The sequence below is a fragment of the Ruminococcus sp. genome (assembly GCF_024684275.1).
Genome location: NZ_JAIKXF010000050.1, coordinates 1 through 26,402 on the forward strand (window position 1 = coordinate 1; position 26,402 = coordinate 26,402).

Annotated in this window: 20 protein-coding genes and 1 pseudogene; 11 read left to right on the top strand and 10 right to left on the bottom strand. The window is 46.6% G+C overall.

Going from position 1 to position 26,402, the window contains the following annotated elements:
• Together K5677_RS05330 and K5677_RS05335 are read right to left on the bottom strand one after the other, a co-directional pair.
• Positions 1 to 228, bottom strand: a 228-nt coding sequence (locus K5677_RS05330; protein ID WP_366848972.1) for a sigma factor, incomplete at its 3' end; no start/stop codon positions are given.
• A gap of 567 nt (positions 229 to 795) precedes the next feature.
• Positions 796 to 2,238: a dockerin type I repeat-containing protein gene (locus K5677_RS05335; RefSeq protein ID WP_296725552.1), complete on the bottom strand. Its 1,443-nt coding sequence runs from the start codon at positions 2,236 to 2,238 to the stop codon at positions 796 to 798.
• A 536-nt stretch (positions 2,239 to 2,774) separates the two neighbouring features.
• On the opposite strand from K5677_RS05335, the gene K5677_RS05340 reads away from it, so the two are divergent.
• Positions 2,775 to 3,695 carry a type II CAAX endopeptidase family protein gene (locus tag K5677_RS05340; protein ID WP_296725553.1) on the top strand — a complete coding sequence of 307 codons (921 nt, stop codon included), beginning with the start codon at positions 2,775 to 2,777 and terminating at the stop codon, positions 3,693 to 3,695.
• 1 nt (position 3,696) lies between these two features.
• Positions 3,697 to 4,110, top strand: coding sequence for a helix-turn-helix transcriptional regulator (locus K5677_RS05345; protein WP_296725555.1), 414 nt, complete (start codon positions 3,697 to 3,699; stop codon positions 4,108 to 4,110).
• 236 nt (positions 4,111 to 4,346) lie between these two features.
• Here the strand turns inward: K5677_RS05345 and K5677_RS05350 are convergent, their stop codons facing one another.
• Complete coding sequence (locus K5677_RS05350) at positions 4,347 to 8,012, bottom strand: glycoside hydrolase family 9 protein (RefSeq protein WP_296725557.1); 3,666 nt, start codon at positions 8,010 to 8,012, stop codon at positions 4,347 to 4,349.
• A 393-nt stretch (positions 8,013 to 8,405) separates the two neighbouring features.
• Positions 8,406 to 8,663 (bottom strand): alpha/beta-type small acid-soluble spore protein, encoded by a 258-nt coding sequence (locus K5677_RS14440; protein ID WP_366848975.1) that lies wholly within the window; start codon positions 8,661 to 8,663, stop codon positions 8,406 to 8,408.
• Between the two features lie 337 nt (positions 8,664 to 9,000).
• Here K5677_RS14440 and K5677_RS05360 point away from each other — a divergent pair, with 337 nt between their 5' ends.
• Positions 9,001 to 11,310, top strand: a complete 2,310-nt coding sequence (locus K5677_RS05360) for a hypothetical protein (RefSeq protein WP_296725559.1) — start codon at positions 9,001 to 9,003, stop codon at positions 11,308 to 11,310.
• A 159-nt stretch (positions 11,311 to 11,469) separates the two neighbouring features.
• Here K5677_RS05360 and K5677_RS05365 read toward each other — a convergent pair whose 3' ends face one another.
• The 3 genes from K5677_RS05365 to K5677_RS05375 are packed head-to-tail and all read right to left on the bottom strand — an operon-like array spanning position 11,470 to position 14,946.
• Positions 11,470 to 12,582, bottom strand: a complete 1,113-nt coding sequence (locus K5677_RS05365) for an ATP-binding protein (RefSeq protein ID WP_296725560.1) — start codon at positions 12,580 to 12,582, stop codon at positions 11,470 to 11,472.
• Complete coding sequence (locus K5677_RS05370) at positions 12,579 to 14,270, bottom strand: ATP-binding protein (RefSeq protein WP_296725562.1); 1,692 nt, start codon at positions 14,268 to 14,270, stop codon at positions 12,579 to 12,581. Before K5677_RS05370 ends, K5677_RS05365 begins: the two co-directional genes overlap by 4 nt.
• Positions 14,263 to 14,946 carry a response regulator transcription factor gene (locus K5677_RS05375; protein WP_296725563.1) on the bottom strand — a complete coding sequence of 228 codons (684 nt, stop codon included), beginning with the start codon at positions 14,944 to 14,946 and terminating at the stop codon, positions 14,263 to 14,265. The genes K5677_RS05370 and K5677_RS05375 overlap by 8 nt, the downstream gene beginning before the upstream one ends.
• A 287-nt stretch (positions 14,947 to 15,233) precedes the next feature.
• Between K5677_RS05375 and K5677_RS05380 the strand changes: the two genes are divergently transcribed.
• The 8 genes from K5677_RS05380 (at position 15,234) to K5677_RS05415 (ending at position 24,113) form a co-directional block, all read left to right on the top strand.
• Positions 15,234 to 15,575: a hypothetical protein gene (locus K5677_RS05380; protein WP_296725565.1), complete on the top strand. Its 342-nt coding sequence runs from the start codon at positions 15,234 to 15,236 to the stop codon at positions 15,573 to 15,575.
• Positions 15,576 to 15,578: 3 nt separating this feature from the next.
• A complete protein-coding gene (locus tag K5677_RS05385) occupies positions 15,579 to 16,529 on the top strand; it encodes a D-2-hydroxyacid dehydrogenase (RefSeq protein WP_296725568.1) in 951 nt (316 codons plus the stop codon).
• A gap of 14 nt (positions 16,530 to 16,543) precedes the next feature.
• A complete protein-coding gene (gene proB, locus K5677_RS05390; RefSeq protein ID WP_296725572.1) occupies positions 16,544 to 17,335 on the top strand; it encodes a glutamate 5-kinase in 792 nt (263 codons plus the stop codon).
• A 12-nt stretch (positions 17,336 to 17,347) separates the two neighbouring features.
• A complete protein-coding gene (locus tag K5677_RS05395; RefSeq protein WP_296725575.1) occupies positions 17,348 to 17,842 on the top strand; it encodes a dCMP deaminase family protein in 495 nt (164 codons plus the stop codon).
• Complete coding sequence (locus K5677_RS05400; RefSeq protein WP_296725577.1) at positions 17,839 to 18,174, top strand: hypothetical protein; 336 nt, start codon at positions 17,839 to 17,841, stop codon at positions 18,172 to 18,174. The genes K5677_RS05395 and K5677_RS05400 overlap by 4 nt, the downstream gene beginning before the upstream one ends.
• Positions 18,175 to 18,176: 2 nt before the next feature.
• Positions 18,177 to 19,424: a glutamate-5-semialdehyde dehydrogenase gene (locus K5677_RS05405; RefSeq protein WP_296725580.1), complete on the top strand. Its 1,248-nt coding sequence runs from the start codon at positions 18,177 to 18,179 to the stop codon at positions 19,422 to 19,424.
• A gap of 33 nt (positions 19,425 to 19,457) precedes the next feature.
• Complete coding sequence (locus tag K5677_RS05410) at positions 19,458 to 21,767, top strand: MAP7 domain-containing protein (protein ID WP_296725585.1); 2,310 nt, start codon at positions 19,458 to 19,460, stop codon at positions 21,765 to 21,767.
• A 351-nt stretch (positions 21,768 to 22,118) separates the two neighbouring features.
• Complete coding sequence (locus K5677_RS05415) at positions 22,119 to 24,113, top strand: PASTA domain-containing protein (RefSeq protein WP_296725587.1); 1,995 nt, start codon at positions 22,119 to 22,121, stop codon at positions 24,111 to 24,113.
• A gap of 211 nt (positions 24,114 to 24,324) precedes the next feature.
• Here K5677_RS05415 and K5677_RS05420 read toward each other — a convergent pair whose 3' ends face one another.
• From K5677_RS05420 to tuf, 3 genes and pseudogenes are all read right to left on the bottom strand, one after another.
• Positions 24,325 to 25,107: an ABC transporter permease gene (locus K5677_RS05420; RefSeq protein ID WP_296725590.1), complete on the bottom strand. Its 783-nt coding sequence runs from the start codon at positions 25,105 to 25,107 to the stop codon at positions 24,325 to 24,327.
• On the bottom strand, positions 25,100 to 26,011 hold the full coding sequence (locus K5677_RS05425; protein ID WP_296725592.1) for an ATP-binding cassette domain-containing protein: 912 nt from the start codon (positions 26,009 to 26,011) through the stop codon (positions 25,100 to 25,102). Before K5677_RS05425 ends, K5677_RS05420 begins: the two co-directional genes overlap by 8 nt.
• 96 nt (positions 26,012 to 26,107) lie before the next feature.
• A pseudogene (gene tuf / locus K5677_RS05430) lies at positions 26,108 to 26,402 on the bottom strand (elongation factor Tu); the annotation flags it as partial.

The following is a 26,402-nucleotide window of genomic DNA, read 5'->3' on the forward strand; positions in this document are numbered from 1 at the left end:
TCCTATAGTATATAACCATGTCTTGAATGCGGAATTTCCGTTGAAAACAGGTTTATCTACATAAAGCTTTATGAACACATCGATCGCGGCTTCCTCGGACAGCTCCATATCTCCGATAATACTGTAGATGTAATATATAAGACCATCTTTATAGTCTTTTATGACTTCCTCAATTGCGTCCCTGTCACCTGAGAGAAAACGGCTGTAGCTACCTGAACCGTCACTCATTGTTATTCTCCTTTCGACAGGAAATATTTCCTTTGATAATTAGACGTACGAAACATCATGAATGTCGCACCCATTAAAAAATTTTTATGAAAAGTTATATTTAATGTCTGTTTTTCATCTGCTTTACCTTTCTTTCGGTTGTACATATTATATCATATCAGTTTCAGTGATTCAATGCTATTTGATGAATGACAGATATTATACAGGTCAGGATAACGGGAAGAGCATTGCAGGTTTTCCCGGAGTCATTGTTATAAGCGGAGTGCTTGCTATATATGAGCTCCTTCCCGCATTTCACCTGTTACGTGCTCTCCCGACAATGAAGTTAAAACTGAATATGATTCGGTAAAGCGTGAACTCAGCAAGTAATATCAAATGCCTCCGTATATTGTCTTTCGGCAGCATACGGAGGCATTTTTATTCTATTTATTCTTTTTATGTAATAACGAAACCATTTTTAAGATTCCTTGATGCTGCCGCCCCATTCAACAACTGTGAAGCCTTTTGTAAAATCGAAGCGTGTGCGGCAATTTACTGCGTCCCAGCCATTCTTATGTCAGCGCCGTATTAGACCTTCTGATCAGGCTCGACATAGGTAGTTATGGTTTTCTTGATAAGTTCTTTTCTCATAAGAACAAGGTCAAATATATCGAGCTTGTTGTCAAGATTAAAGTCAGCTTCACCCCAGCTGTAAAGATCATTATCATATGCATTGAGCAGCCATTTCTGCAATGCTACAAGATCAGCGATGCTGAATTCACCGTCTCCGTTTATATTTCCCGATACTTTAATCTTGGTTCTTATCACAAGATCCATTGAGCCATTGTCATACAGTGTTACCTCTGGCTGATCGTCGCACAGGAATTCAAAATAATCTGCGGATCTGTAAAGATTTGCAAGACCGGTCTGATAGACCTGCGGATTGGATCCAACGGCATATATCGGACCTGTCATCATCCATCCACCCGGAACATTCGGTTCTTCAAATCGAATGTCCGTTCCGAATCCGCAGTAATGATGTTCCAGCAGATCATTCGGGATCAGTTCGCCTGTATCTTTGTCATAAACAGTGATCCTTGTTTCTCCCTTTTTAAGGTCGGTCAGATCAGCAGACTTTTCCTCGGGGATAACTCTTTTTGTTTTCTTTTTCAGTCTGAACACAACGTCAGCTGTGTTGTTGTCATATTTCTTTACGGTAATATGATCTTCAGGTACAATAGTTCCGTTGTAATAACCCGCAGATTTTTCTTCTGTCTCCGGCAAGGAGTAACTTTCCGGTATATCAAGCAAGCCGAAGGAGAAATCGTAACCATTAAAGAAGTTTCCTAAATGTACAATTTCAGGGTTATTTCTTAATCCGGAGGGTTGTATATTACAGTTGAGTTCACCTTCCGGAGTATCCTGACGTATATCAGTCCATATTCTTGATATTGCACCATCAGGAAGCGAAAGGAGTTCTCCGGTGTCATAATCAACAAGGGAAACTCTCATATCTCCCGAAAGCAGTACAGTCTGCGCATTATCTATAACGGTACAGTCTGCAACAAGAGGATCTTTCATGTCTTCTTTCGAGAAAGGCGGATCTAATTCCCATACATAATTCGGTACAAACCACCATTTGATTGCGGCCTGACCATCTTTGACAGCCTGATATGCAGCTACTTTATAGGTGTCACCGGTTGAATTGTTATAGAAATATTTAGTTGAACACATCTTAAAGTTGTCGAGATATTCCTGTGATTCTTCACTCCAATTAAGACGGATACTGTTATTGGAATCCATGCAGAAAACAACATAGTTATCCCTGACGGAGACAGCACCGTATTTTTTTACGTATTCCTTAAATTCGGCTTCACAGTCAGGCAGCCAGCTATTAATATCATTCTCTGATCCATCAGTTGTTTCTTCTGAATAAGCATTCAGAGGCGTGAATAAATCCAGACTTTCTGCGGAAAAAGGAATAATAGCTATTGTTGCGGCTATCACAGCAGCCGCCAGTTTCTTTAACATTATAAAGTCACCTGCCCTCCCAGAATTTGCAGCATTTAACTGCTTAATCACATTATACAACGATATTTCACTGAATGCAAGAGAAAATCGTATTTTGTTCTATATATGCTAAGTTCCAAGTATTATTATCTGAACTCATGTCATGACGTACATAGTTATTGATCGTAGGGGCATACTTTGTCCATTCGACTCGGGCAGCCACTTTTTTCGTTTTTGCCTGATTATACTTCAAAATTGCCACTCTGACGATTCTGATAGAGTGACTTTGCGAACAAGCTGCAGCCCCCTCGCGGAGTGCTTTCTTTTTATCCTGCGTATTGCTTTAGGCTGACTGTTGTGATATAATATGTTCAGAAGCACTTCATGAGCTCCGCCGAAAATTTGGCTATTTATAGCCAATGCAACGGAGATTAACGTGATTGTTAACGCCCGTTGACGGATTTCCATGCGCAGTTGGTAGACTTCTTGGAGCAGAAATGGTACGATGGATTCATCAGGAAAAACTATCGCCAAGCGATAGAAGGAGGAATTCATCTATGAAAAAATTCATAAAAAACATAAACCCGTTCAACAACAGAACAGAAATGCCGGCTGCTGTGTTAGTTATCAAAAAGCTTCTTGCATTCATACTATGCTTTGTGGTCGGCACACTTTTAGGGAATGCCGTTGTCATAGGTGCAATGATCGCCGGCGGAAAAAACTTTACACAGGGCGAGACTTTCAGCGAAAGCACTATGGAACTGCTGGGGCTGTATGCCATGGCAGGAATGATAGCCGCAAGTGTTCTTTACTGGAAGCTTATAGAAAAAAGAAAGCTCTCCGAAATGGGTTTGACTAAGCACATCGGCGGCTGGTTTGCAGGAGCTCTCATAGGCACCGGACTGCTGTTTGTCTGTGTTGCTGCGATAATGCTCACAGGCAGTATCAGTTTTGAAGGCTTATCTCAAGATACAAATGCTCCGATGCTGATGCTTCTGCTGGGCGGATATATCATTCAGAGCGCTGCCGAGGAATTTCTTTGCAGAGGACTTGTATTATGTTCGCTCAGGGACAGAGTACCTATGCCTGTCGCTGTCGCAGCAAGCACGTTTGTATTCACCTTTAATCACTGGGGCAATTTCAGCGGCAGTGAACCGAGGTATATATTCTCAGGTGTGCTATGCTTAGTCGTTATTTCGTGCGTATTCTCGTTCCTGACACTCAAAACCAAAAGCATATGGGCAGCCTGCGGACTTCATTCTTTGTGGAATTTCTGCCTGAGCTGTGTTCTCGGACTTGATCTCAGCGGAGAGAGAGCTTCGGCTGCACTCATTGACATGAAAAGTGTCGGTGAAAATCTGCTCAACGGCGGAAACTACGGCATTGAAACAAGCATTATCACAGCAGCATTATTGGCTGCAGCAGCTGTCCTGCTGTGGCATATGTATAAAAGAAATGACAGAAAGGCAGGCGTTTAACATGGAATTCAATAACAAACTGTACGAACTGCGTAAGCAGAAAGGCTTCTCGCAGGAGGAGCTCGCAAACCGTCTGAATGTATCGCGTCAGACTGTATCAAAATGGGAAGTCGGTGACTCTGCTCCTGATATGGAGAAGCTCATCGCTATCAGTGACCTTTTCGGCATATCCCTTGATGAACTGATTCTGGACAAGGCACCTGAGCCTGCACCTGCACCCATTGAGCAGGCGCCTGCAAAGTCGAAGCTTTACAGTGAGATAAAGACCGATATCAAAGAAAAAGTCCTCACAGACAGCAACAGAAAAAAATTCAAAAAAGGGCTGAAAATCGCAGGAATAATTCTTGGAGCTATACTTGCGGCAGATCTGATATCATTTGTGGTATATGTTGCCTTTAATGGCTTGCCGAAATAAAAGCCGCAGAATAGTTCTTTCGTCCATCGGGCAGCATTTCTTCTGTTAAAGCGTCTTGACTAATATTTTATAGCTTGTTATGATATTATAAAAGGCAGGAGGTTCCTTATGTCAGATACAAGAGAACTACTGCCTGTCCTGCTTTCTGAGAAGAGCAGAAAGATCAAAGGCTGCATATATAATATAAAGAATTCCGCCCATCAGGGGCGGAATTTCTTTTATTTATTTAATTGCTATTATTGAACTTTGCTGCCGCCCCATTCTATGACTGTAAAGCCTTTTCTCTCGAAGGTATCAAGCTCCTGCGGCTCGATGTTCACAGCATTTTCAAGGGGAACATACGCCATAAATACGCGCAGCAAGCTGTCAGGTCTCGGTGTTATGTCAAGCTTGGCAGAATCAGTATAGGCATCACTCTGGAACGATATAAGGTTATACTTGTTATGCTCCATCAGCGGCAGCCAGTATACGATAAACTCGTTCATTTCTTCCTCAGTGAGTCCCATATATGTGAGCTTTTCCTTGAGGAAGCTCTCGGTATCACTGCCTGCAACACAGAAGCCTTTGGTAAAATCGAAGCGTGTGCGGCAATTTACTGCGTCCCAGAACAGGTACTTATGATGTGTGCCGTCAGCCTTGTTCAGAAGTGTGCCGTCGGGAGAAGCTGTTACGTCCCAGCCATTATTGTATCTCGGGTATGTCGTTGAGAGTTCTGCTTCCGTCAGCTCCAGCTCAACATGAACATCGGTCTCTTTCTCGGGATACAGGTATATTACAGGCTTATCCATGTATACCTCATAAACGATCGTCGGAGTTTTACCATCGTCTCCTACTGTTCTGATCCAGCCGTACCGACCATCGTATTCGGTAAATATCCATTTATCGTTATTATCCTGATATCCTAATTCCGAGAGAAGAGTATTTTTATAGATAATAGCTACAGGTTCAAAGCTCTCATCGGGACCAAGATATAATTTCAGACCGTCTGTAACAGTACGCACCGGACCGCCGAAGCTGCGATGATCAGGTTCTACATATTCTGCTGCATTTTTACTGACAAGCTCTTTTTTCATACGAGTAAGGTCGAATATATCGAGCTTACCGTCCTTGCAGAAATCAGCAGCCTTCCAGTCGGCAAGAGAATACTTTGCAGAGCCCAGCAGCCACTTCTGGAAAATGACTACATCAGATACATTGAATTCGCCGTCAGCATTAACATCTCCGGATGCAGGCTTGACAACAGTTTCTGTGGAAGCCTCGTCCTGAAGGAATGATACTACCCATGCAAGTGAAGCATTGCTGCTGAGAGAAGCTTGATTGGTAGACCATGATTCTACGGAATCAGCATAAAATCTCTCGGAAGGATCATCCGGATGTCCATATCCCATTCCCATAGCCCTCACATATTGGTCAACAGCCTTTGCAGTCGGACCGCTTACGATCACTCCGTCAGGTGCCTGAGGCAGAGACTTGTCGATCTCATGCTGCCAGTATTCATGTGACGGATTCTTTGTACAGTAAGAACCATAACCTGAAATGAATGAGTATGACATAGGATTGTTGCCAAGAAGATAATCCATACCTCTTGTCACGCCGTTCAGGTACTTATCATCACCTGTCAGGTCATAGGCATAAGCCATAGCGATCATATTATTCAAAGCGCGTCCGTTGGAATCATATTCAAAGCCGCGGTAATATATTTCAGGACCCCAGCCTGTGTCATAGTAACCGGGAGCGTCATACTTATACGGGATACCGTAACCTTGGCTTTCTTCTTCATTGATGAAATCGTCTGCCGTTTCAAGAAGTGAACTATTCAGCATCTCAGTCTGTTCATCTGTGAGCAGATACTTGTGCATCAGCAGCGACATAGAGCCTGCTGCGGCAATGTTTTCGCTTCTGAACAATGTGAATGTGAATTCTCCGGGCTGGTTTGATCCGCCTGTTATCCTTGGGGAAAACGTGAAAGCACCTTTATAATCGGAAAGATCAGCAAGGTAGTCAGCGGCGTCTTCATCTTCCATTAACTTTGAAGTGATATAAAGCTCACAGGCTGCCCAGTAGGCATCAGCTGAGACCTCACTGTCAGGGTATAAATTCGTTCCCTGCCACAGAATTTGAGGAGCATAGAATGATACTTCGTTAGTATACTCATCAAATTCTGCTTCATACCAGTTTGCCTTGTATGCCTGATATGCCTCCTTAGCACTTTCAAGGAGCTTATCTGCATATTCAGCGTCATAAGCCTTCCAAAGTCTTGCTCCCTGTGCCGCACAGGCTGCGTAATTCAGAGTTGCCGCAAATGTAGGCGGCTTGATGACACGTATATCCTCATAATTGACATAATCAGGCCTGTTGGTAAGACTGCGCAATATATGATCGTTTATGCAGTGATAATACATACCTGAATATTTGCCCCATGTTTTCTCATCGGGCTGAACCTTCATGCGTGACATAAAATCCAGCTCATATCTGCATTCGTCAAGGATATCGGGGTATTTATTGCCAGATTCGGGAATAACAACAGTACCCGAGCCGTCAGCGAATTTTTTGATCCCGTCTTGTGAATAGGTCGCGCGCTCGTACATATTCTGGAGCGTCCACAGCGAAATACCGCCCTCTGTCATATTCTTGCTATGGTCATCTGCTTTATACCAGCCTCCCGATGCATCGAGCTTTGAAGAAGCATAGTAATGAGTTGCTTCATCATCTGCCAGATATTCACGTTTCCATTGAGTCTGAACATAGCCTGTTTCTGTCTTATGTACACCTGCGTGTGCAAGTTTATTTTTTTCACCCGATGTGATATATTCTGACTCGATATCTGCACCTGAACGGTTCTGATAGAAATAATTCAGTGCATTGGTCAGCATATTATGTTCGCTGTCGCTGTAAATATCGTTACCTATCCTGAACAGGAACGATCTCCAGTTCTCGCCTTTGATACGGATATAGTATTCGCCGACCTCATCAAACGCCGTAAAGTCTATCTTGCATACATTATCGCCCGAATCAGCGTCCTTCGTCGGCTCGCCTGTTCTGCCCGTATAAACAACAACATCATCAGAAACTCTTACTATCTCATAGTCATAGACCTTATCAAGCTTGAAATACTTTGCACCGTAGGTGAAATCTCCTTTATTATTGCCAAGTGTAGCTGTTTTTTCAAGGTTCTGGTAGTATCCAAGCTGATTAACAGATATAAAGTTATTCTCAAGTCCGCTGAAACCGCGGGCGGTATAGCCGTAGTTACATACAGGCGGACAGGTTATGTCATCTGTCAGGTCCTCAATGGACATATCATCGAACCAGAGCTCATCACCGCTCTTAGCATTTCCACTATACTTGGTGCCTCTTGCATACTGGAAGGCCCATTGAGCTGATTCAACATCATTCAAAGGCTTGAATATTCCCTCATATGTCTGCCATTCGGTCGTAAGCCTTACAGAACTCGAAGGCCATTGACCGCCCATATCAGGTCCCATGTGCATATCGTTTGTCGAACCGTCAAGCACAAAGTATTCCTCGCTGTCGCTGAGATTGCCGATAAAGGAATAAAGCTCCATACCCTCACGCTTCGCCTTTGACTTAAAGCTTACCTTGTACTCGTGACCTGCCTTGAAGCTGAGATTCCTGTGTCTGAACTGGAGATCCCATCTTTCCTTGTCGGCACCTTCCGGTATTAGGATCTTGATGTGTACATTTCCATCAGAAAGCTCAAAGTCCTGCCTCGCAGGGGATGTTTCCGCAGTATGCCATGGAATCATCTTATGAGAAAATGATGTCTCTCCAAGAAGCTCATAGGCAGAAGCCCTGACAGGCTCCGCGATACTGACACCCGTCGGCACGAGCATTGCCGCTGACAGTATCCCTGCAGCGATCTTCTTATAATTTTTATGCATGATATTCCCTCCCATCATATCTTTTAAAACAGTACAGCAGATACTGTACGATTTCAGCTGTGATTCTTTATTCATCAGGTTTAATTCTCTTTGATTACAGATTATCATAAATTTTATCATATGTCAACAGTTCCGGCAGATCAAAAAAGAAATTTTCATTATTTATGCATTATACATCTATGCAGTAATAAAGCCGATCATCATACACATTCGTCAGCAGATCATCTTATTTAAAAAAATAAGTCCCCACAGCTGCGGAGACTTTCTGTTTTACTCTTCGTTGCTTACTCAAAGTGAGCGGCTAAGCCCTCGGACAGTTGCTTTTGCTTGAATTTGACGTTGTTCTTTGGTATATTAAATAGATTTGAAATTGAAAGTTAAATATATTGCTTATCATATTCCGACCTGCATATAGTATGTATACACGACCTTATGTCCCTTTGATCTCACGCTGTTTCGCGGAATCCTCCATTGCTGTTCCGGACACATCATATTGACCATGCTGCCGCCGATAGAACCAGCCTCACGGGAGGTAAGATCACCGTTATAGCCCTGCTTGAGGTTGATACCGAGCTCGTTTGCAGACTCCATCTTGAATCTTTCGAGAGCCTCTCTGCCCTTTTCTGTCATTGCGCCCTTGTTATTGCTCATTTCTGTTATCTCCTAAAAAAGTTTTTGATGCCGTGGGAGTATTATGGCTCTGCAATGATTTTTTATGACAGGGAAATTTATGTACAAACTGACGAAATTCAGCATAATAATACAGTACAGAAGCATTTTCCCTTGATTTGACCGTCCCGATCGTCGTATAATATTATTACTGTACCAACTTGACCTTGTCAGCAAATGCTCCGATAAAGTAATATTCCTTGCGGAACAATAAATCTGAGTATCACTGCAAATTTTTTCAAAAAAGGTGAGAGTTTTTACATTTTTATACGTCTAATTAATAGATACACTATAATCTTTAAAAGGGGAGCTTATTACTATGCTGATATCTTCAATTATTACGGTCATATGCTTCGGCGCAGCCATTGCTGCCGATGCTGTCCTCGGAAAGAGATTCGCAGGCGATAAAAAGATCGCTGAGACCGCAGGAAAATTCCGAAAAAAGCTTGCTGCGGCAGCCTGTATACTCATATGTGTATACGTTCTGCTCATTGCCATAACCTCTTCAAATATGATAAACGGCGAAAGCGGTCTTTCCGCCGCTGCTGTATCAGCCGTAAGCCTGCTCTCTTTCGGAGCTTTGCTCGCTGAGCGCTATACAGGTGAAAAAACAGGAAGGCTTCTCAAAAGAGGCGCTGTATGGGCTTTGATATTTCTTGCTGCCGAGGTATTCATTTTCAACGGCAAAAGCTTCGGAACTGTCTATGTAAACGAGGCTGTCTCCCCGTATGATATAGAGATCACAGGCTCAGGCCACGCAGAAAATGATGAGGAGGTCATTCTGTCAGGCAATTCAAAGCTGACCTTCACAAACCTGCCCGATAATATAAATGATATTGATATGGAGCTTGACGGCGAAAAGGACATTTCTCCATTTGATGTAAAGCTCAGTATTACAGACGACAACCTCTCCTTACGCGAGTACACTCTTCAGCACAAGCGTGTAAGCGGCTATGATACCAAGCTTTCAATGAGCTTCAAGCCATACGGCAAGCTCCGCAGCATATTCATAAGCTTTGAAGGCGTGGACAAGCAGATCATTATACGCAATATCCGAGTGCTTAGCAAGCCTGCATACGCATTCTCAAATATAAGATTCTTTGCTTTGCTTGCCGCTGCACTGCTTCTTATCGCTGTAAAGGTATACAAATTCTATGAGGTCACCTACGACAGCCGAAAGAACTCACATATCATCGCTGTTGCGGCAATGATAATGCTTGTGGTATTTACGGGATATTTTTTCAGCTTACCCGATCAGAAGCCCCGTGACTATGCCCCTGAAGCCGACTACATTGACGATCCCTATGCAGCTACTCTGAAGGCTTTCATAAAAGGTCAGGTCTATCTTGACACTAATGCCGATTCTGCGCTGGAAACTCTCGACAATACCTACGACGACAGCGAAAGAGCCGACAAGGGAGTCAGCTTCCTCTGGGATTACGCCTACTATAAGGGACATTATTACTGCTATTTCGGCGCTGCCCCCGTTGTGACCTTCTATTATCCCTATTATAAGCTTACAGGCAAATTCCCGACTATGGCTATGGCTAACAATTTCTTCATGGTAATGGGACTTCTCTTTATGTGCCTGTCTATTCTTTCGGCATTAAAGCTTCTCAAAGTCAAGCCGAATCTGCTGCTTCTGCTGCTGCTTATGCCCACAGCGGCTGCTGCAATAGGCATATGGTTCACAGGAAACTGCATAGACAGATACACTCTACCATCAATAACAGGTCTGTGCTTCATCATGCTGTGCTTTGCCGCAGGAATGACTGCCCTGAACACAAAAAGCAAAAAAGCAAAGCCTGTTCTGCTGTTCATAAGCGGTGCAGCACTGGCGCTGTGTGTAGCTTCAAGACCGACTATAGCCCTTTGCGCAGCTATTCTCGTTCCATATTTCTGGCGAGTTCTCTTTGATAAGAATGAAAAGCTGCTGTGGAGATCAGCCCTTGCGGCAAGCTTTTTAGTTCCCCTTGCAATTGGCGCTGTAATTATAATGAAGTACAATGCGGCACGTTTTGATTCGCCATTCCAGTTCGGTGCGATATACCAGATGACTATCAGCAATGCAGGAGCAAACAAGCTCTCGCTGACACGTATCCCCGATACTATAATACACTATTTCGTTCATCCGCCGAGACTGAGAACCTCTTTCCCGTTTATTGAGACAGCTCCCGTATATATGGAGAATTATACTGCATACACCTATATATCCTCAGGCTGCGGAGTTCTCATGTTCCCAGTTTTCATGTTCGGAGCATTCATGCTGCCCTATGCCCTCGGAAAGAAGTCAAAGGAGCAGTCCGACAGGAACAGACGTCAGCTTGTATGGATATGCCTTGCGGTATCATTCATAACCGCATGGCTTGATATGTCACTGGGCGGCATAGTTACCCATTATCTGTTTGACATCACCCCTCTGCTGTTTATTACAGCTATGCTTGGTATATTCCGCGGCTGTGACAAGCCTCACGAAAACAAGGGAAGATATATCCTTGCAGGCATTTCAATGGCAGCAACTATGGTATTCACACTGGCGCTTTGCCTTGATATCGGCGACGGCGGACTTATCAGGCATTGTCATCAGTTCCTTGACAGAGCGGAAGACTTATTGATATTCTGGCAGTAACAAAAATCCCGAAAGCTTACGGCTTTCGGGATTTTTCAATAATCAGCAGGGGCTGATGCCCACATCAGCCTTCCAAATTGATTTAATTTCTGCTCAGCAAAGTTCAGGGCAATAACCGCCTAAAGGCAGTTATTGAGGATATTATCCGACATTACAGGCTCAATACCTGTCAGTGAAGCGGTGGACTCCCTCGTTATCCTTATAGGCGATGACAGTATTCACGTTGACGTTTTCCACGCTTCGGAAAATATTCTTCTCCACCTGCGGATTCACCTTTTTCAGCTCTGCGATGAGATTCTTTATCTCAAGCCGCTTTGACACAGAGCGGCTGTCAGGCTCGCAGGTAGTGCAGGTATCCGTGAACTTGCAGGCGCACTGTATGAAATGCAGGTCATTATAGTCGCGCCAGTGCTTTATCTCAGCCTCGCGGACAAGATACAGCGGTCTTATGAGCTCCATTCCCTCAAAGTTGGTGCTGTGGAGCTTTGGCATCATGGTCTGCACCTGTCCGCCGTAGAGCATACCCATGAGTATAGTCTCGATAACATCATCAAAATGATGTCCTAAGGCTATCTTATTGCAGCCCAGTGCCTTTGCGTGGCTGTAGAGGTAGCCGCGGCGCATTCTTGCGCATATGTAGCAGGGATTTTTCTCGATATTGTATACCGAATCGAATATATCCGATTCAAAGATATGGACGGGTATGGACATTGAACGGGCATTTTCCTCGATAACTCTGCGGTTCTCTGGACTGTATCCGGGATCCATAACAAGGAATACCACCTCAAACGGGAACTTGTCATGACGTTTCAGCTCCTGAAAAAGCTTTGCCATGAGCATTGAGTCCTTGCCTCCCGATATACAGACGGCTATCCTGTCATTTGGCTGAACCAGCTCGTACTCGTTTATCGCCTTTGTGAACTTGCACCATATGGACTTCTTGAACTTCTTGCGCAGGCTAAGCTCCACCGCCTCGGTGACATCGCGCTGCTCCATTTTCCCGCGGAGCCACTCCACGTAGCCTCCTGCCAGCTCACAGGCGTCATAGCCCCTGTCGCAGAGCTGGTCGGCTATATCACCGCTGATGATACCGCCCTTGCAGTATATTACTATCCTCTTGTCACGGGGAAGCTCCGCCGTGAGCACCTGCTCCTGCGGTATATTCACAGCTCCGCTGATATGCCCGTACTCAAAGGCAGAGCTGTCGCGTATATCCACAAGCACTGTCCCCTCTGAGTCTTTTAATTCTGCGGCAGTAATAGTCCTGCTCATATATTTTCTCCTTGCTCGTTATTTTTCTTCTCAATGGGCAGCTCAATGGTAAACACAGTACCCTTGTCAGGCTCGCTGTCAACACGGACAGTACCGTTGTGGTACATCACGCCGTGCTTTACAATGGAAAGTCCAAGACCTGTGCCCTTTATCTTGCGTGAGCGGCTCTTGTCAACACGGTAAAAGCGCTCAAAAATACGTCCTATGTGCTGCTTTGGTATGCCTATACCCGTATCGCTGACGGTGATTATGGCACGTTTAGGCGCGTGTGAAATCTTAACGTCCAGACCTCCGCCGCTGACATTGTACTTTATGCCGTTGTCGCAGAGATTGTACAGCACCTCACTGAGGATAGTCCTGCTTCCCGGAAGCGACACCCTCTCGCCTGTGAGGGACACCTTCACGCCCTTTTCCTCTGCACTGAGATTCAGTCGGTCAAGAACCTCCTCAGCCAGTGAATACAGCTCAACGCTCTCATTCTCACGGGGAGCGGAATCCTCGTCAAGCTTGGACAGGGAAATTATGTCGTTTATAAGATTTATGAGCCTTTCGGCTTCTCCGCGGATATTTCCGCCAAACTTAGCAACGTCCCCGGGCTGTACCATACCGCTGGCAAGCATATCCGCCGTGCCGTAGATAGTGGTAAGGGGAGTTTTCAGCTCATGTGACACATTTGACGTAAACTCGCGGCGCATGGTCTCAAGCTCCTGCCTTTCGGTAACGTCCATGATGAACACCACAAGTCCGCAGACCATGTCGATACTATTGGCAGGGCTGGCTATGACCTCGCGCTGACCGCCCCCTGTCCGGAGTATACACTCCGAGCGTCTGCCGCCCAGTGCGTTCAGCAGACAGCGGCGGAAAATATCGGAATTATTCAGCGCGTATATGCTCTGTCCCATAGTGAAGCTTCCCGTGCCGAGAAGCTTCAGTGCGGCAGTATTGCAGGCAAGCACCATGAGCTTTGGATCGGCGATTATCAGTCCCTCTGTCATGCTCTCTGTCATAAGGCTGAACTGCTCTCGCCTGCTCTGTATCTCGTCCATTTGCCTGCTTACCTTGCTGTTCTGAGTACGAAGCTTTTCCAGCAGAGGCGCAAGCTCCTTATAGTTCTTCTGCGCGTCTGGATGTTCAAGGTCAATGTCGTTTATGGGCTTAACGATATTGCGTGATACAGCGCTTGCGGAAAGCGCTGAAAACAGGGCTGCTGCCGCAAGTATCAGCAGTATGGGGTTCAGCACCTTGAGGAGCTGTGCGGCAAATGAGCTGTGAGCTTCAGAAACTCTGATAACAGAGCCGTCGCTGAGCCTTACTGCGTGGTTTACGGTCTTTTTCATTATGGTCTCTGAGTAGCGTGACGAGCTGCCCTCACCTGTTTGCAGAGCCTCGGATACCTCCTCACGGTCAGAATGGTTTTCAAGTGAATCCGCGTCCTTGTCAGAGTCGAATATGACCGTTCCGCCGCTGTCTATCCATGTAACGCGGATAAAGCCGCCAAAGTCTGTATCATACAGGAAATCGCTCCCGCCCTTTTCCACGGCAGAGGCTATGAGCCGCGCCTCGTTCTCTGCCTGCTCGGCAGCGGCGTCCGCTGTCCTGTTATTCATCAGCGCAGTGATGAGCAGCATTACCGCAATTACCGATATACAGCAGATAGACACGATGCTCAGGAATATTTTCTTAGTCATCGCTCTCGTCACCTGCCTTATAGCCTACGCCGCGGATAGTCTCTATCAGCTCGCCGCAGCTTCCCAGCTTTGAGCGGAGAGTTCGGATATGAACGTCCACAGTACGGCTCTCGCCCGAGAAATCATAGCCCCATATCTCGCGTAGAAGCCTGTCTCGTGAAAATACCTCTCCCTTGTTTTTCACTAAGAGAAGGAGCATATCGTACTCTTTAAGGGTAAGGGTGACCTTTTCTCCGTCTGCAAAGACCTCATGCTTAGAGGGATATATGCAAAGCCCCGAAAGCTCTATCTTTCCCGTATCCGAAGGAATATCAGCCGTTCGGCGCAGAAGCGCCTTTATACGGGACATGAGCTCACGCATACCAAAGGGCTTTGCTATGTAGTCATCGGCTCCGCTGTCAAGCCCCTCCACCTTGTCAGTTTCTGTGTCCTTTGCGGTCAGCATTATCACAGGGAGCTTCTGTGTCTCGGGAGCACTGCGCAGCTTTTTCAGCACCGTCAGACCGTCCTCCTCGGGCAGCATTCTGTCCAGCAGCAGCAGCTCGGGGAGCTCCCTTGCCATAGCCTCGCGGAGAGCGCTCGGCGTCTCGAAGCCCTCTGCCTCCATACCGCTGTTTCTCAGGGCATACAGCACAAAATCACGGATACCCTGCTCGTCTTCAAGCATATATATCATAAAATGCCCCTTTCAATGTTTCAAATCTATCGTAACGGAACGGCACGGGCGCCGTTCCCTGCTGATCGCTAAATAATATTATACGCTATAGCAGTGATAAATTCAACCCCTATGTTAAAAACAGCCGAAAATCTGATACTGTGTGCCATAAAATTTTTGTGTATTTTTTAAAAGAATAGTTGAATTTTTCAGCCGTTTGTGTTATACTGTAATGTGCAGACTTATGCAACTTTTAATATATCCGCCCTGCGTTCATGCGCATTTTCGGACGGAAGATCGGAGTAATTATGGATCTTTTAAATATTCTCACTTCCCTTGCACAGATATCCGACGCGGAACACCCCTCAATCTTCCCATTCGGTTTTTCTATGCATATCGCACTTGCTATCATCTCGGTCGTTTTCTTTGCCTACAGATTCGCAACTCAGAAAAGACCATTCCAGCTTATCTTCGCTATTGCCGTGCCGATCTCTCTGGCACTCTGGATATCCGATAACAAGACTCTTTTCTACACCGTTGGTCTTATCGAGTTCATTCTCATTCTTGCAGCATTTATCTCCACATTCATCTGCAAGCCCAAGAATAATGAAAAGGCTGGCGGCGATGACAAGAAGACAGAGGAGAAATAAGCCGTGAAAATAGCTGTTCTCGACTGGTACACCGTAAATATCAGCGGCGATATCCCAACTTCTCAGCTTGAGGAGCTGGGCGAGGTAAAGATGATCCCCCTTACAAAGCCCGAGGAGACTGCCGCAAATATCGGTGACGCAGATGTAGTTCTCTGCAACAAGGTGCTCATCACCAAAGAGGTCATGGACGCCTGCCCCAATATAAAATATGTAGGTCTTTTCGCTACAGGCTACAATAACGTAGATGTGGACTATGCTGCTAAAAAGGGCATAGTTGTCTGCAATGCAGGTCAGTACTCCACAAACGCTGTGGCACAGCAGACCTTCGCTTACATACTCGACCGCTTCAGCCGCGTAAGAGATTACGATACCGCCGTTAAGAACGGCGAGTGGGAGCGCTCTCCTGCGTTCTCTTACTTCCCCGTTCCCACATCTGAGCTTGCAGGCAAGACTCTCTCTGTAGTGGGCTTCGGCTCTATCGGACGCAAGGTAGCCGAGATAGGCTCTGCCTTCGGAATGAATATAGTGGTGAGCACAAGGACTCAGCCAAATAACTGTCCTTATGAGGTCACAGACCTTTATACAGCCGCTGAAAAGGCTGACGTTCTCACTTTCCACTGTCCTCTCACAGACAAGACCGCAGGTATCGTCAACAAGGAGCTTCTTTCACACATGAAGCCCTCGGCTATGCTGGTAAATACCTCAAGAGGCGGAGTTGTGAACGAGGCAGACCTTGCAGAGGCTCTGAACAGTGAAAAAATAGCTGCCGCTTACCTCGATGTACTGGTAAAGGAGCCAATGTCTCCCGATACGCCATTAAAAGGCGCAAAAAACTGTGTTATCACTCCCCATACCGCATGGGCTCCGCTGGAAACGAGACAGCGCCTTGTGGACATCGTGTGTGACAACATCAGAGCGTGGCAGAATGGCTCACCAAAAAACAAAGTCAACTGAAAGAAGTCAGAACTATGAGAAATATATCCGAAAAACAGCGTATCGTCATAAAACTGGGCACCTCTACCCTCGCCCACAAGACGGGAAAGCTCAATATACGCCGCATGACCAACCTTGTGCGCGTTATTTCCGACCTGCACAACTCAGGACGTGAGATAATCATGGTGTCCTCGGGTGCTGTGGGACTTGGTGCAGGCAAGCTTGGACTTCCCGAAAAGCCAAAGGATACCAAGACCAAGCAGGCTGTTGCCGCTATCGGTCAGTGCGAGCTCATGCACGTTTACGACGATATGTTCGCAAAATACAGCGTCACTGTGGCGCAGATACTTCTCACAAAGGCGATAATCAACAATCCCAGCCACTGCGAAAACTTCAGGACCACCGTTGAATCGCTGGTAGGTATGGACGTTATCCCGATCGTAAACGAAAATGACACAATTGCCATAGATGAGCTGGAGCTTGAAATAGGCGAAAACGACTCCCTCTCCGCCCTCGTTGCGGAGCTTTCCGGAGCCGACCTTCTGCTGATACTGTCGGACATTGACGCTCTCTATGACGGCGACCCCCGTGAAAACCCCGACGCCGAGCCTATCCCCCTCGTTGAGAAAATAACTCCCGAGATAGAAGCTATGGCAGGAGGCGCAGGCACAAGTCTGGGCACAGGCGGTATGTCAACAAAGATAAACGCCGCCAAAATTGCCACAAACGCCGGTATAGACATGATAATCATGAACGGAAGGGACCCCGAAAAGCTCTATGACCTCTTTGAGGACAAGGAGATAGGCACTCTTTTCAAGGCACAGTAAAGGAGATAGGATATGGTAATATCAACAGGCGCAGACCGCGTCTCTAAAATAGATACCTACCTCAACTGTGCGGAGGTGTTCGCCTACAGGAGCACCTGCTTAAAACGAAAATACGGCGCTGTCATAGTCAAAAACGACGCCGTGGTATCCACAGGCTACAACGGCTCTCCGCGAGGTATGGAGAACTGCTGTGACAAGGGCGAGTGCCCGAGGATACCACTTGATATGCATCAGGGTGACGGTTACGCCATGTGCAAGGCTGTCCACGCAGAGGCAAATGCCCTGCTGAATTGCTCCCGTGAGCAGACCGTGGGCGCTGACCTTTATCTTACAGGCGTGAATCCTGCGGACGGCTCGACACATCAGGCAAAGCCATGTCCGCTGTGTGCAAGGCTCATAATACAGGCGGGGATAAAAAATGTTTATCTCCGTCAGAGTGCCAATGCAGACGACTATACCATCATTCCTGCCGAAAAGCTGGAGTGGTTCAAGGAAGGCTCTGCATGAAGATACTTATACAAAGTCCCGATGACAGACTCTCGCTGGAAAACGGCGTAATAAAAGCTGTCGCAAGCGGAAGCTGTCACAGATTTCCGCTGAGTGAGCTGGCAGAAGCCATTATCCTCACCACTGACGTCGGTCCGTTCTATGACGATATGGGACTTGCCCTCAGAATGAAGGACAGCACAGCTGTGTTTATTCTTTCGGAGCACAGAGACTATGATACATTTCTCTTCGACCAGCTTGCAAAAGCCGTTGAGATCGACTACGAAGCCATAATACAGGCTTCGTCCTGTACGGAAAACAAAATTTTCATCATATATAAACAAGAGGTGTAAATATGAGTTATACAGAGGAACTGGGCAAAAGAGCCAAGGCTGCCGAGGCAGCTGCGGCAGGAGCTTCAACTTCACTGAAAAACAGCGCTCTCGCTGCTATATCAAAGGCTCTTCTGGCAAACAAGGAGCTTATTATCGCTGAGAATGCAAAGGACATCGCCAATGCAAAGGCAAACGGCATGACCGAGGCTAAGCAGGACAGACTCAAGCTCGACGAAAAGCGTATCGAAGGCATCGCCAAGGGCGTTGACGAGCTTATCGCTCTTGCCGATCCTATCGGTGAGGTCATCGGCGGCGGAAACCGTCCCAACGGCTTGCAGATAATCAAAACAAGAGTACCTCTCGGAGTTATCGGCATAATCTTTGAGTCACGCCCGAATGTTACTGTTGATGCGGCTGCACTGTGCCTTAAAGCAGGCAACGTGGTCATCTTAAAGGGCGGCAAGGAGGCTATAAACTCAAATATCTGCCTCGGAAACATAATGCGAAAGGCTATCGAGGAGGCAGGGCTCCCTGCTGATATGATACAGGTAGTCGAGAATACCGACCGTGAAACAACTACAGAGCTAATGCGTCTCAACGGCTACGTTGACGTTATTATCCCGAGAGGCGGCGCAAACCTCATACAGGCTGTAGTCAAGAACGCTACTGTTCCTGTTATCGAAACAGGCGCGGGCAACTGCCACGTTTACGTTGATGCCTCCGCAGACCTTGATATGGCTGTGGAGATAACCGACAACGCCAAAACTCAGCGTCCTTCCGTATGCAACGCTATCGAGAGCCTTCTCGTACATAAGGACATCGCTGATAAGTTCCTGCCCATGATAGCAGAGCGCTTCAAGAAGCACGATGTAAAGATATACGGCTGTGACAGAACTATCGCTGTTCTCGGTGATTCCGTTGAAAAGGCTACAGAAACAGAATATGCTACTGAATTCAACGATTTCATTATCGCAGTAAAGGTAGTCGATGACATCGACGAGGCTATCGCTCATATAAGAAAATACAGCACCCGTCATTCCGAGTGCATAGTTACAAGCTCGCTGGAAAACGCACAGAAGTTCCAGAAACAGGTAGATGCTGCGGCAGTTTACGTCAACGCTTCCACACGTTTCACTGACGGCGGCGAATTCGGCTTCGGAGCAGAAATAGGCATTTCTACACAGAAGCTCCACGCAAGAGGTCCTATGGGGCTTACAGAACTTACTACAGTAAAATATCTGATAAACGGTAACGGTCAGATAAGATAAATATAGCATTTTATTTGATTTTTGGAGGTCGAAATGGCTATTAGAAAAGATCTTGACGATATGCTCAACAGCCTTATGGACGGCGGCAGCAGCGGAAGTACTCCCGCAAGAAGCCATAATACTCCGAGAGCCGCGAGAAAAAGCAAATTCGACGATATGTCCGTCGATGACCTGCTCCACGCTCTCGAGGAGGAAAAACATCATATAGAGGAACAGCCCGTTGTCCCCGATGACACGCCGCCTGCTGTATGGGAATTCGCTCCCCCGTCACAGGATACCACTGTGCCTGAGCCTGTTTCAGAAACAGAGCCCGAGGAGGCAGTTCCCCATATCATAGACGAGGTCATGCATACCGAGGCGTCTGCTGAGGTCACAAGGGTATTTGATACAGTTCCCATGAACGAGGAGCTGCCTAAGCCCGTCAAGAAAAAGAAAATAGTTATAACAGGCGAACTGCCCGACTATGAGGCGCTCCGCCGTGAGGAAATGGAACGCGAAAGAAAGGCTATGCTTGCTGCCGAGAACGCTGCCGAGGAGCAGAGAGCCGCTGAAAGGGCGCGCAGAGCTGCCGAGGCTGCTGCTGAGAGACAGCGCCTTATGGAAGAAGCTGAGCAGCGACGTATGGCGCGTGAGGCTGAGGAAGCCGAGCGTCAGCGCAGAATCGCAGAGGCTGCCGAACAGGCTCGTCTCGAAGAGGAAGCCGAAAGACAGCGCCGTATCGCTCAGATAGAGGCTGAAAAGCAGCGCAAGGCTGAGGAAATGGCTATGCAGGCGCGTCTCGCTGAAGAAGCAGAACAGCGCAGACTTGCTGAGGAAGCCGAAAAACAGCGTCAGGCTGAGGAACTGCGCCGACTTGCCGAGGAAGCAGAAAGAAGCGCTCCCGCTTCTCTTGCAGAGGAGATAATCTCAAATTCTGTATCAGATAACGAGGTGGATTCCACTATTGAGGCTCTCGGTGAAGCAGCTGAGACTCCTGCCGAGACAATTGAAGAAGCTGCTCCCGAGGCTGAAAAAACCAGTAAGATAGGCGGCTTCTTCAAGAAGCTGAAAAACAAGGGCAAGGACGAGGAAAAACCAGAAGCTCAAGCTGAAACAGCTCCCGAGGAGGGACTTTTCGAGGGCGATGACAGCGCAGTTTCCGCTACAGACCTCATTGACGCAGCTATTGCTGCCATTAATCACCCCGAGGACACTACTCCCGATAACTACAGCGATCCCGTAGGCAGTATGCTTGACAATATCCGTGAGGACGCTGCCGAGGCTATCGCCGATATAAATACTCCAAAGATCTCTGAGCCCCTTATCCTCACCGATGAGGACATCATAAACGGTCTTACCCCAGACCTTAAAGAACGCTTTGACGCTCTACCTGCCGATAAACAGCGACAGGTCATAGATATGAGACGCTCACAAATGGGTGCTGTAGCTCCAGAGGCTGTATCAGAACCTGCTGCCGAGATAAGCGAAGCTCCTGCTGTGGACGAGTACGAGGAGGCTATCAACGAAGCCACCAGTACAGAGGGCTTATTCGAGGCTGAGGAAGCCGCCGAGGATACCGCAGCAGAGACTGCTGAGGCTCCTGCCGAAAAGGAGAATAAAGAGCCTTCAACATTCAAGAAGATATTTGACGAGGATCCTGCCGAGCTGATCGCTCAGCGCAGTGAACACGTCGAGAGCTCCGAAGCAGAGACATTCGCAGACACTCCAAAGAAAAAACGCCTGTATACCGTGCTTGGCGTGGTACTCACAGCCTTTGCTGTCATCGGTATCATCGCTACTATCGCAAAGGGTATCGGCTTTGCAAAGAGCTTTACCTCAGGTGAGGTAAAGAAGGACAGCTTCACACAGATGATATACCCTGCCGCTATCATGGATATAGAGCCATTCAGCGAGCCTTCTCAGCTCACCTCAGAACAGGTCATAACAGCTACTATATGGTCAATAATCATGGACGACAGCAAGGTATCAAAGTATGAGCTTACTCTTGATACGGTAAGTATCCCCGATGTTGACGTCGAGAAGTACGCAGTAGAGCTATTCGGCGAGAATATCCCTCCCTTTGAACACGCTACAGTTGGTCCTGTAGAGTCCAGATTCTACTACTCCGACGGCGCTTACAACGTTAAAGTAAAAACTATCACTCACACATACGCTCCTGAGATAAAGTCTATCACCAAGAACGGAAACGAGTATACCCTCGCTGTTGACTATATCGCAGAACTACCGCAGTGGATGGATAAGACCGTTGCGAAGCAGGCTGAGTTCAAGCTTATCGAGAAAGAGGACGGTACGTTCCAGTACAGCTCGATGAAGATACTCTCAGTAAACAACGGAAATCTGTAATATCAAAGCCACAGTATGATTTACTGTGGCTTTTTTAATGCATAATGCATAATTGTAAGCAAACGGGGCGATGAAGGAATCGCCCCCTACATGAATTTACCGTCATTTATATTTATTTTGAGTATTTCGGGCGAGCGGAACTCGCCCCTTCTCTTAGTTTTTAACTCTTAGTTCTAACCTCTAATTATTACAAATGAGAAAAATTCTCCCGTGAAATTATTACAAAAAAAATACAAATTCACAGTATCGCAGATTATTCGCCCCCAAACAGTTGACATTTTCTGTTTTTCTTGCTAAAATAGATATGATGCCTATTTTGTGCATTGACTACTTTTAGGAGGAGGAACTGCTTTGGGAGATAGTAAATTTTGCAACAGATGCATGGAAAAATATGACGAGTCTATGCACGTTTGTCCGTCCTGCGGATACGTGGAAACAGATGAACATAACCCCATGTATGTCCCACCAGGTACGATACTCCATAGCAAATACCTCTGCGGTGTTCTTCTGGAATACAACGGCGAGGGTGCGACCTATATCGGCGCTGATACCACTACAGGCAAAAAGGTGCTCATAAGAGAATATATGCCTATAAACCTCTGCACCCGTGTCAAGAATAAGGCTGTGATCAGCGTAAATTACAATAATCTTGCCAAGTACAAGGCTTTCATGGCTGAATATACCGAGCTCAACAAGTCTCTTGCGAGACTACGCAATAACTCGAATATTCCGCCTGTGCTGGATATGTTCGCAGAGAATAACACCACATATACCATTTTTGAATACATCGAGGGCGTTAAGATACTGGATTACCTAAAGGAAAATGCAGGCGAGCTCAGCTGGGATCAGGTCGCTAAGATCTTTCCTCCCCTGTTCACCACTATCGGTATCCTTCACAATGCCGGCATAATCCACCGTGCTATAAGCCCCGATACAGTCTATATCACCGATAAGGGCGAGCTAAAGCTCTTCGGCTTCTGCGTATCAGCTGTCAGAACTGCCAATGCAGGTCTGGAATATGAGCTTTTCAAGGGCTATGCAGCTCCTGAGCAGTATTCCGCAAGCAGCAGCAGCCGTCAGGGTTCATGGACTGACGTTTACGGAGTCTGTGCGCTCCTGTACAGAGCTCTCACAGGCTGTATGCCTGTTGACTCAATGAGCCGCCAGAACCACGACGACCTCCACGAGCCCCATATGCTGGATTCACGTATACCGCGCCATGTTTCAAGAGTTATAATGGAGGGCATGAATCTCAATGGCAGAGACCGTATCCAGACCATCACCGAGCTGGTCACAAAGCTCTTTGAACAGCCTGCTGAGGACGAGGAAAAGCCTCTGGACAATACAAGCACTGTTCTTCTGAACAGCGGTATCGGCAATACAGCAGCCTCTGCACTGCACGAAGCTCCGCAGCAGCCTGTATATCATCAGGAAAATCCCCAGAACGTTATCCACGAGCGCAGCGCTCCTGTATACAAGAAGCCTCGCCGTGATGACAGCTACAGCTATGAAAAGATAAATACCGTTGACAGGATAAAGGTACCGATAATCGTTGCTCTACTGTTCCTGGCGATCATGATGATACTGGGCGTTATCTTCTATAAGCTCATCGTTCCGCCTGAGCAGAAATCCAACATTTCCAGCAGCAGACGCTCGTCGTCAGTTTCGGATAAGGTCGTGGACAACAATAAGGAGCCCACTAAAGAGAAAAACATCGAAATGCCTAATCTTATCAAGCAGTTCTATTCATTATGCAAGGATAAGTGGAAGGACGACTTCGTTCTTGACGCTGATTTTGAGTATAACAACGATTATGACAATGATGTTATCTTTGAACAGAGCGTCGAAGCAGGCGAAAAGATAGCTCAGGGCGACGTTATCAAGATAAAGGTCAGCAAGGGTAAAGAAACTGCTACTATCCCCGATTATCAGGGACTTACTAAGGATCAGTACAAAAACGAACTTGACAAGGCAGGTATCCATGACCATAATTACCAGTTTGTAGAGTCAAAGGACTCCTACGGCAAGGCAAATACTATCGTTGGATTGCAGGTTGACGGCAAGACCGTTACTCCTAACTCTACATTCAATAACAAGAGCGGCAAAAAGCTCACAGTATTCTACGTTTCCGCAAATGCAGTTACTGCTCAGCAGACAACAGCTGCACCTACTACAGAAGCACCTGCAACTACTGTTGTGGTAACTACTCAGGCGCCTGTCCCCACCACTGAGGCACCTACTGCACCGCCTGAGCCTGTGACAAATCCGCCTGAACCGATAACAAATCCTCCCGAGCCCCCTGTTGAGCAGCCTGCTGAACAGCCTGCTGACGGCGGCGGAGAATAATTAAAAATTGAAAGCATAAAAATTTTGCCCCTGAGTGTAAAAAACGCTCAGGGGCATTGTTTATGTTCGGGTGCTAAGGTAAATCATAATTTAACGCCTTTGGCGTCCCGAAAAATTGGTATTGTAGGGGCGAACATTGTTCGCCCGTGTCAAAATTGATGTGTATGTTTGCGGGCGCACATTGTGCGCCCCTACATCATTAAATTTTGATTTATTTAAGGTCTGATTTATTAAAAATAAGAATTCCGCCTAATGTTGAGATTATCGTTATTCCAAACATGAACAGCATCATTCTCAGCCAGTGCTCGGGTATAGCCTCTGTTCCGAGCAGGTCCATCTGATATGACGGAACAGCCTCCTTGACTATCTCCATTATTTTCGGGTGCTTATGCAGAAGCAGAAGCGCAAGTGAGAACATGGAAACGATATAATGCATACTGATAGAGAGCACAAAGCCGCCTACGTTCTTCATTGAATTGCAAAGGAAAACGATCAGCGAGGTCATTGCTATCTCTATGGGCAGCACAAGGAGCATATTCACTATGATAGCCTTGTTGGGGAAATCCCTGAAGCCAAGCATAAGTCCGCCGAATGCAAGAGCGATAAAAATATATACCAGCTCATATATCATCATAACAGTCAGCGAAACTATGAGATTTGCAAGATATATCTTTGTTCTTGAGTGACCGACGATTATCTTGTTTCTAATGGTGTTATTTCGGAAATCCTGTACGATGAGCATACCTGCGGCAATTCCCACAAGAAGCACCATAACGCCTGTATGGCTGAAAAGAAGGTCATCTGCGTAGGACTTAAAGCCTGCCAACATCTCAGCAGCCTCGCCGTCCTCTCTTGAAGCAGCCTCCATAAAGCTGTTTGAAGCCGCATATAGCAGAGTAAACAGCACGGGTATAGCCGCCATAACTGCCATTACGATATAAAATCTCTTACCCTTAAAAAGTCGTCTATAGCCTTCTGCCAGCAAATTAGCCATTACGAACACCTCCTACAAGTCCCATGAAGTAGTTTTCGAGGCTCTCATGGCTCTCGGACATGGAATTAACAAAACATTTTTTCTCGTTGAGCGCAAGAACAAGTGGAGTTACCTGCAAAGGAGTAAATATATCCGCCTCATTTGGCGAATATACCCTATATTCAGCCTTCATACCGTCAAGCACCTCTGCAAGGAGCTTCGTATCGTTTACATTAATATGGAGTGAGCGTCGGCTTACCTTTTCAAGCTCCTCAGCGCTCATTTCCTTGATACAGCGTCCCTGCTCGATAAAGCCGTAATGTGTGGCAAGACGCGAGAGTTCGTCAAGGATATGGCTGGAAATAAGGATAGTGATCCCCTTTTCGCGGTTCAGCCTGAGTATCATCTCACGAACCTCCATGATACCCTGTGGATCGAGTCCGTTGATAGGCTCGTCGAGAACAAGAAACTCGGGATCACCCACCAGTGAAAAAGCGATGCCAAGTCTCTGGCGCATACCGAGAGAGAAGTGCTTAGCCTTTTTCTTGCCTGTGTTGGGAAGTCCCACAAGCTTTAGTATCTCGTCCAGCTTTTCATCTGAGATACCCAGAGCCTTAGTCTGCTGGATAAGGTTATCCTTTGCTGACATCTCGGGGTGAAGTGACGGAGTTTCGACCACCGCGCCTATTTTTCTGCGCTTTTCAAGTATATTTCCGTCGGTATTCTTTGTCCCGAAGAGAGTAAACTCTCCCGAGGACGGATTATTCAGCCCCGTAACTATACGGATAAGGGTAGTTTTTCCTGCGCCGTTCCTTCCCACCATACCGTAGATAGCGCCTTTTGGAACATTAATGGTAAAATCGGTGAGAGCATTGAATCTTCCGTATTTTTTACAAAGCTGCTGAGTCTGAAGAACATATTCCATGTTTATACCCTGCCTTTTGTATAGATATTATGTAAAAAGGCGGCCATGCCACAGGGCACGACCGCCTAAAGTCGTTGATAATTAAAGTATCAAAGATTATTCGTTGATCTTTGTAACAACGCCTGAACCAACTGTTCTACCACCCTCACGGATAGCGAAACGAAGTCCCTCTTCGATAGCGATAGGTGTGATGAGCTCAACGTCCATAGCAACGTTATCGCCAGGCATACACATTTCCTTGTCAGCAGGGAGAGTTACAACACCAGTAACGTCAGTTGTTCTGAAGTAGAACTGAGGTCTGTAGTTGTTGAAGAAAGGAGTATGACGGCCGCCCTCTTCCTTCTTCAGTACGTAAACCTGACCGCTGAACTTTGTGTGTGGGTGAATTGAG

Excerpts from the sequence above, each read along its gene's own strand:
- K5677_RS05335 (WP_296725552.1), bottom strand. The coding sequence starts at position 2,238 with ATGTTAAAGAAACTGGCGGCTGCTGTGATAGCCGCAACAATAGCTATT.
- K5677_RS05370 (WP_296725562.1), bottom strand. The coding sequence starts at position 14,270 with ATGACTAAGAAAATATTCCTGAGCATCGTGTCTATCTGCTGTATATCG.
- K5677_RS05340 (WP_296725553.1), top strand. The coding sequence starts at position 2,775 with ATGAAAAAATTCATAAAAAACATAAACCCGTTCAACAACAGAACAGAA.
- K5677_RS05345 (WP_296725555.1), top strand. The coding sequence starts at position 3,697 with ATGGAATTCAATAACAAACTGTACGAACTGCGTAAGCAGAAAGGCTTC.
- K5677_RS05425 (WP_296725592.1), bottom strand. The coding sequence starts at position 26,011 with ATGGAATATGTTCTTCAGACTCAGCAGCTTTGTAAAAAATACGGAAGA.
- K5677_RS05365 (WP_296725560.1), bottom strand. The coding sequence starts at position 12,582 with ATGAGCAGGACTATTACTGCCGCAGAATTAAAAGACTCAGAGGGGACA.
- K5677_RS05395 (WP_296725575.1), top strand. The coding sequence starts at position 17,348 with ATGGTAATATCAACAGGCGCAGACCGCGTCTCTAAAATAGATACCTAC.
- K5677_RS05420 (WP_296725590.1), bottom strand. The coding sequence starts at position 25,107 with ATGGCTAATTTGCTGGCAGAAGGCTATAGACGACTTTTTAAGGGTAAG.
- K5677_RS05375 (WP_296725563.1), bottom strand. The coding sequence starts at position 14,946 with ATGATATATATGCTTGAAGACGAGCAGGGTATCCGTGATTTTGTGCTG.
- K5677_RS14440 (WP_366848975.1), bottom strand. The coding sequence starts at position 8,663 with ATGAGCAATAACAAGGGCGCAATGACAGAAAAGGGCAGAGAGGCTCTC.
- K5677_RS05350 (WP_296725557.1), bottom strand. The coding sequence starts at position 8,012 with ATGCATAAAAATTATAAGAAGATCGCTGCAGGGATACTGTCAGCGGCA.
- K5677_RS05380 (WP_296725565.1), top strand. The coding sequence starts at position 15,234 with ATGGATCTTTTAAATATTCTCACTTCCCTTGCACAGATATCCGACGCG.
- K5677_RS05400 (WP_296725577.1), top strand. The coding sequence starts at position 17,839 with ATGAAGATACTTATACAAAGTCCCGATGACAGACTCTCGCTGGAAAAC.
- proB (WP_296725572.1), top strand. The coding sequence starts at position 16,544 with ATGAGAAATATATCCGAAAAACAGCGTATCGTCATAAAACTGGGCACC.
- K5677_RS05405 (WP_296725580.1), top strand. The coding sequence starts at position 18,177 with ATGAGTTATACAGAGGAACTGGGCAAAAGAGCCAAGGCTGCCGAGGCA.
- K5677_RS05410 (WP_296725585.1), top strand. The coding sequence starts at position 19,458 with ATGGCTATTAGAAAAGATCTTGACGATATGCTCAACAGCCTTATGGAC.
- K5677_RS05360 (WP_296725559.1), top strand. The coding sequence starts at position 9,001 with ATGCTGATATCTTCAATTATTACGGTCATATGCTTCGGCGCAGCCATT.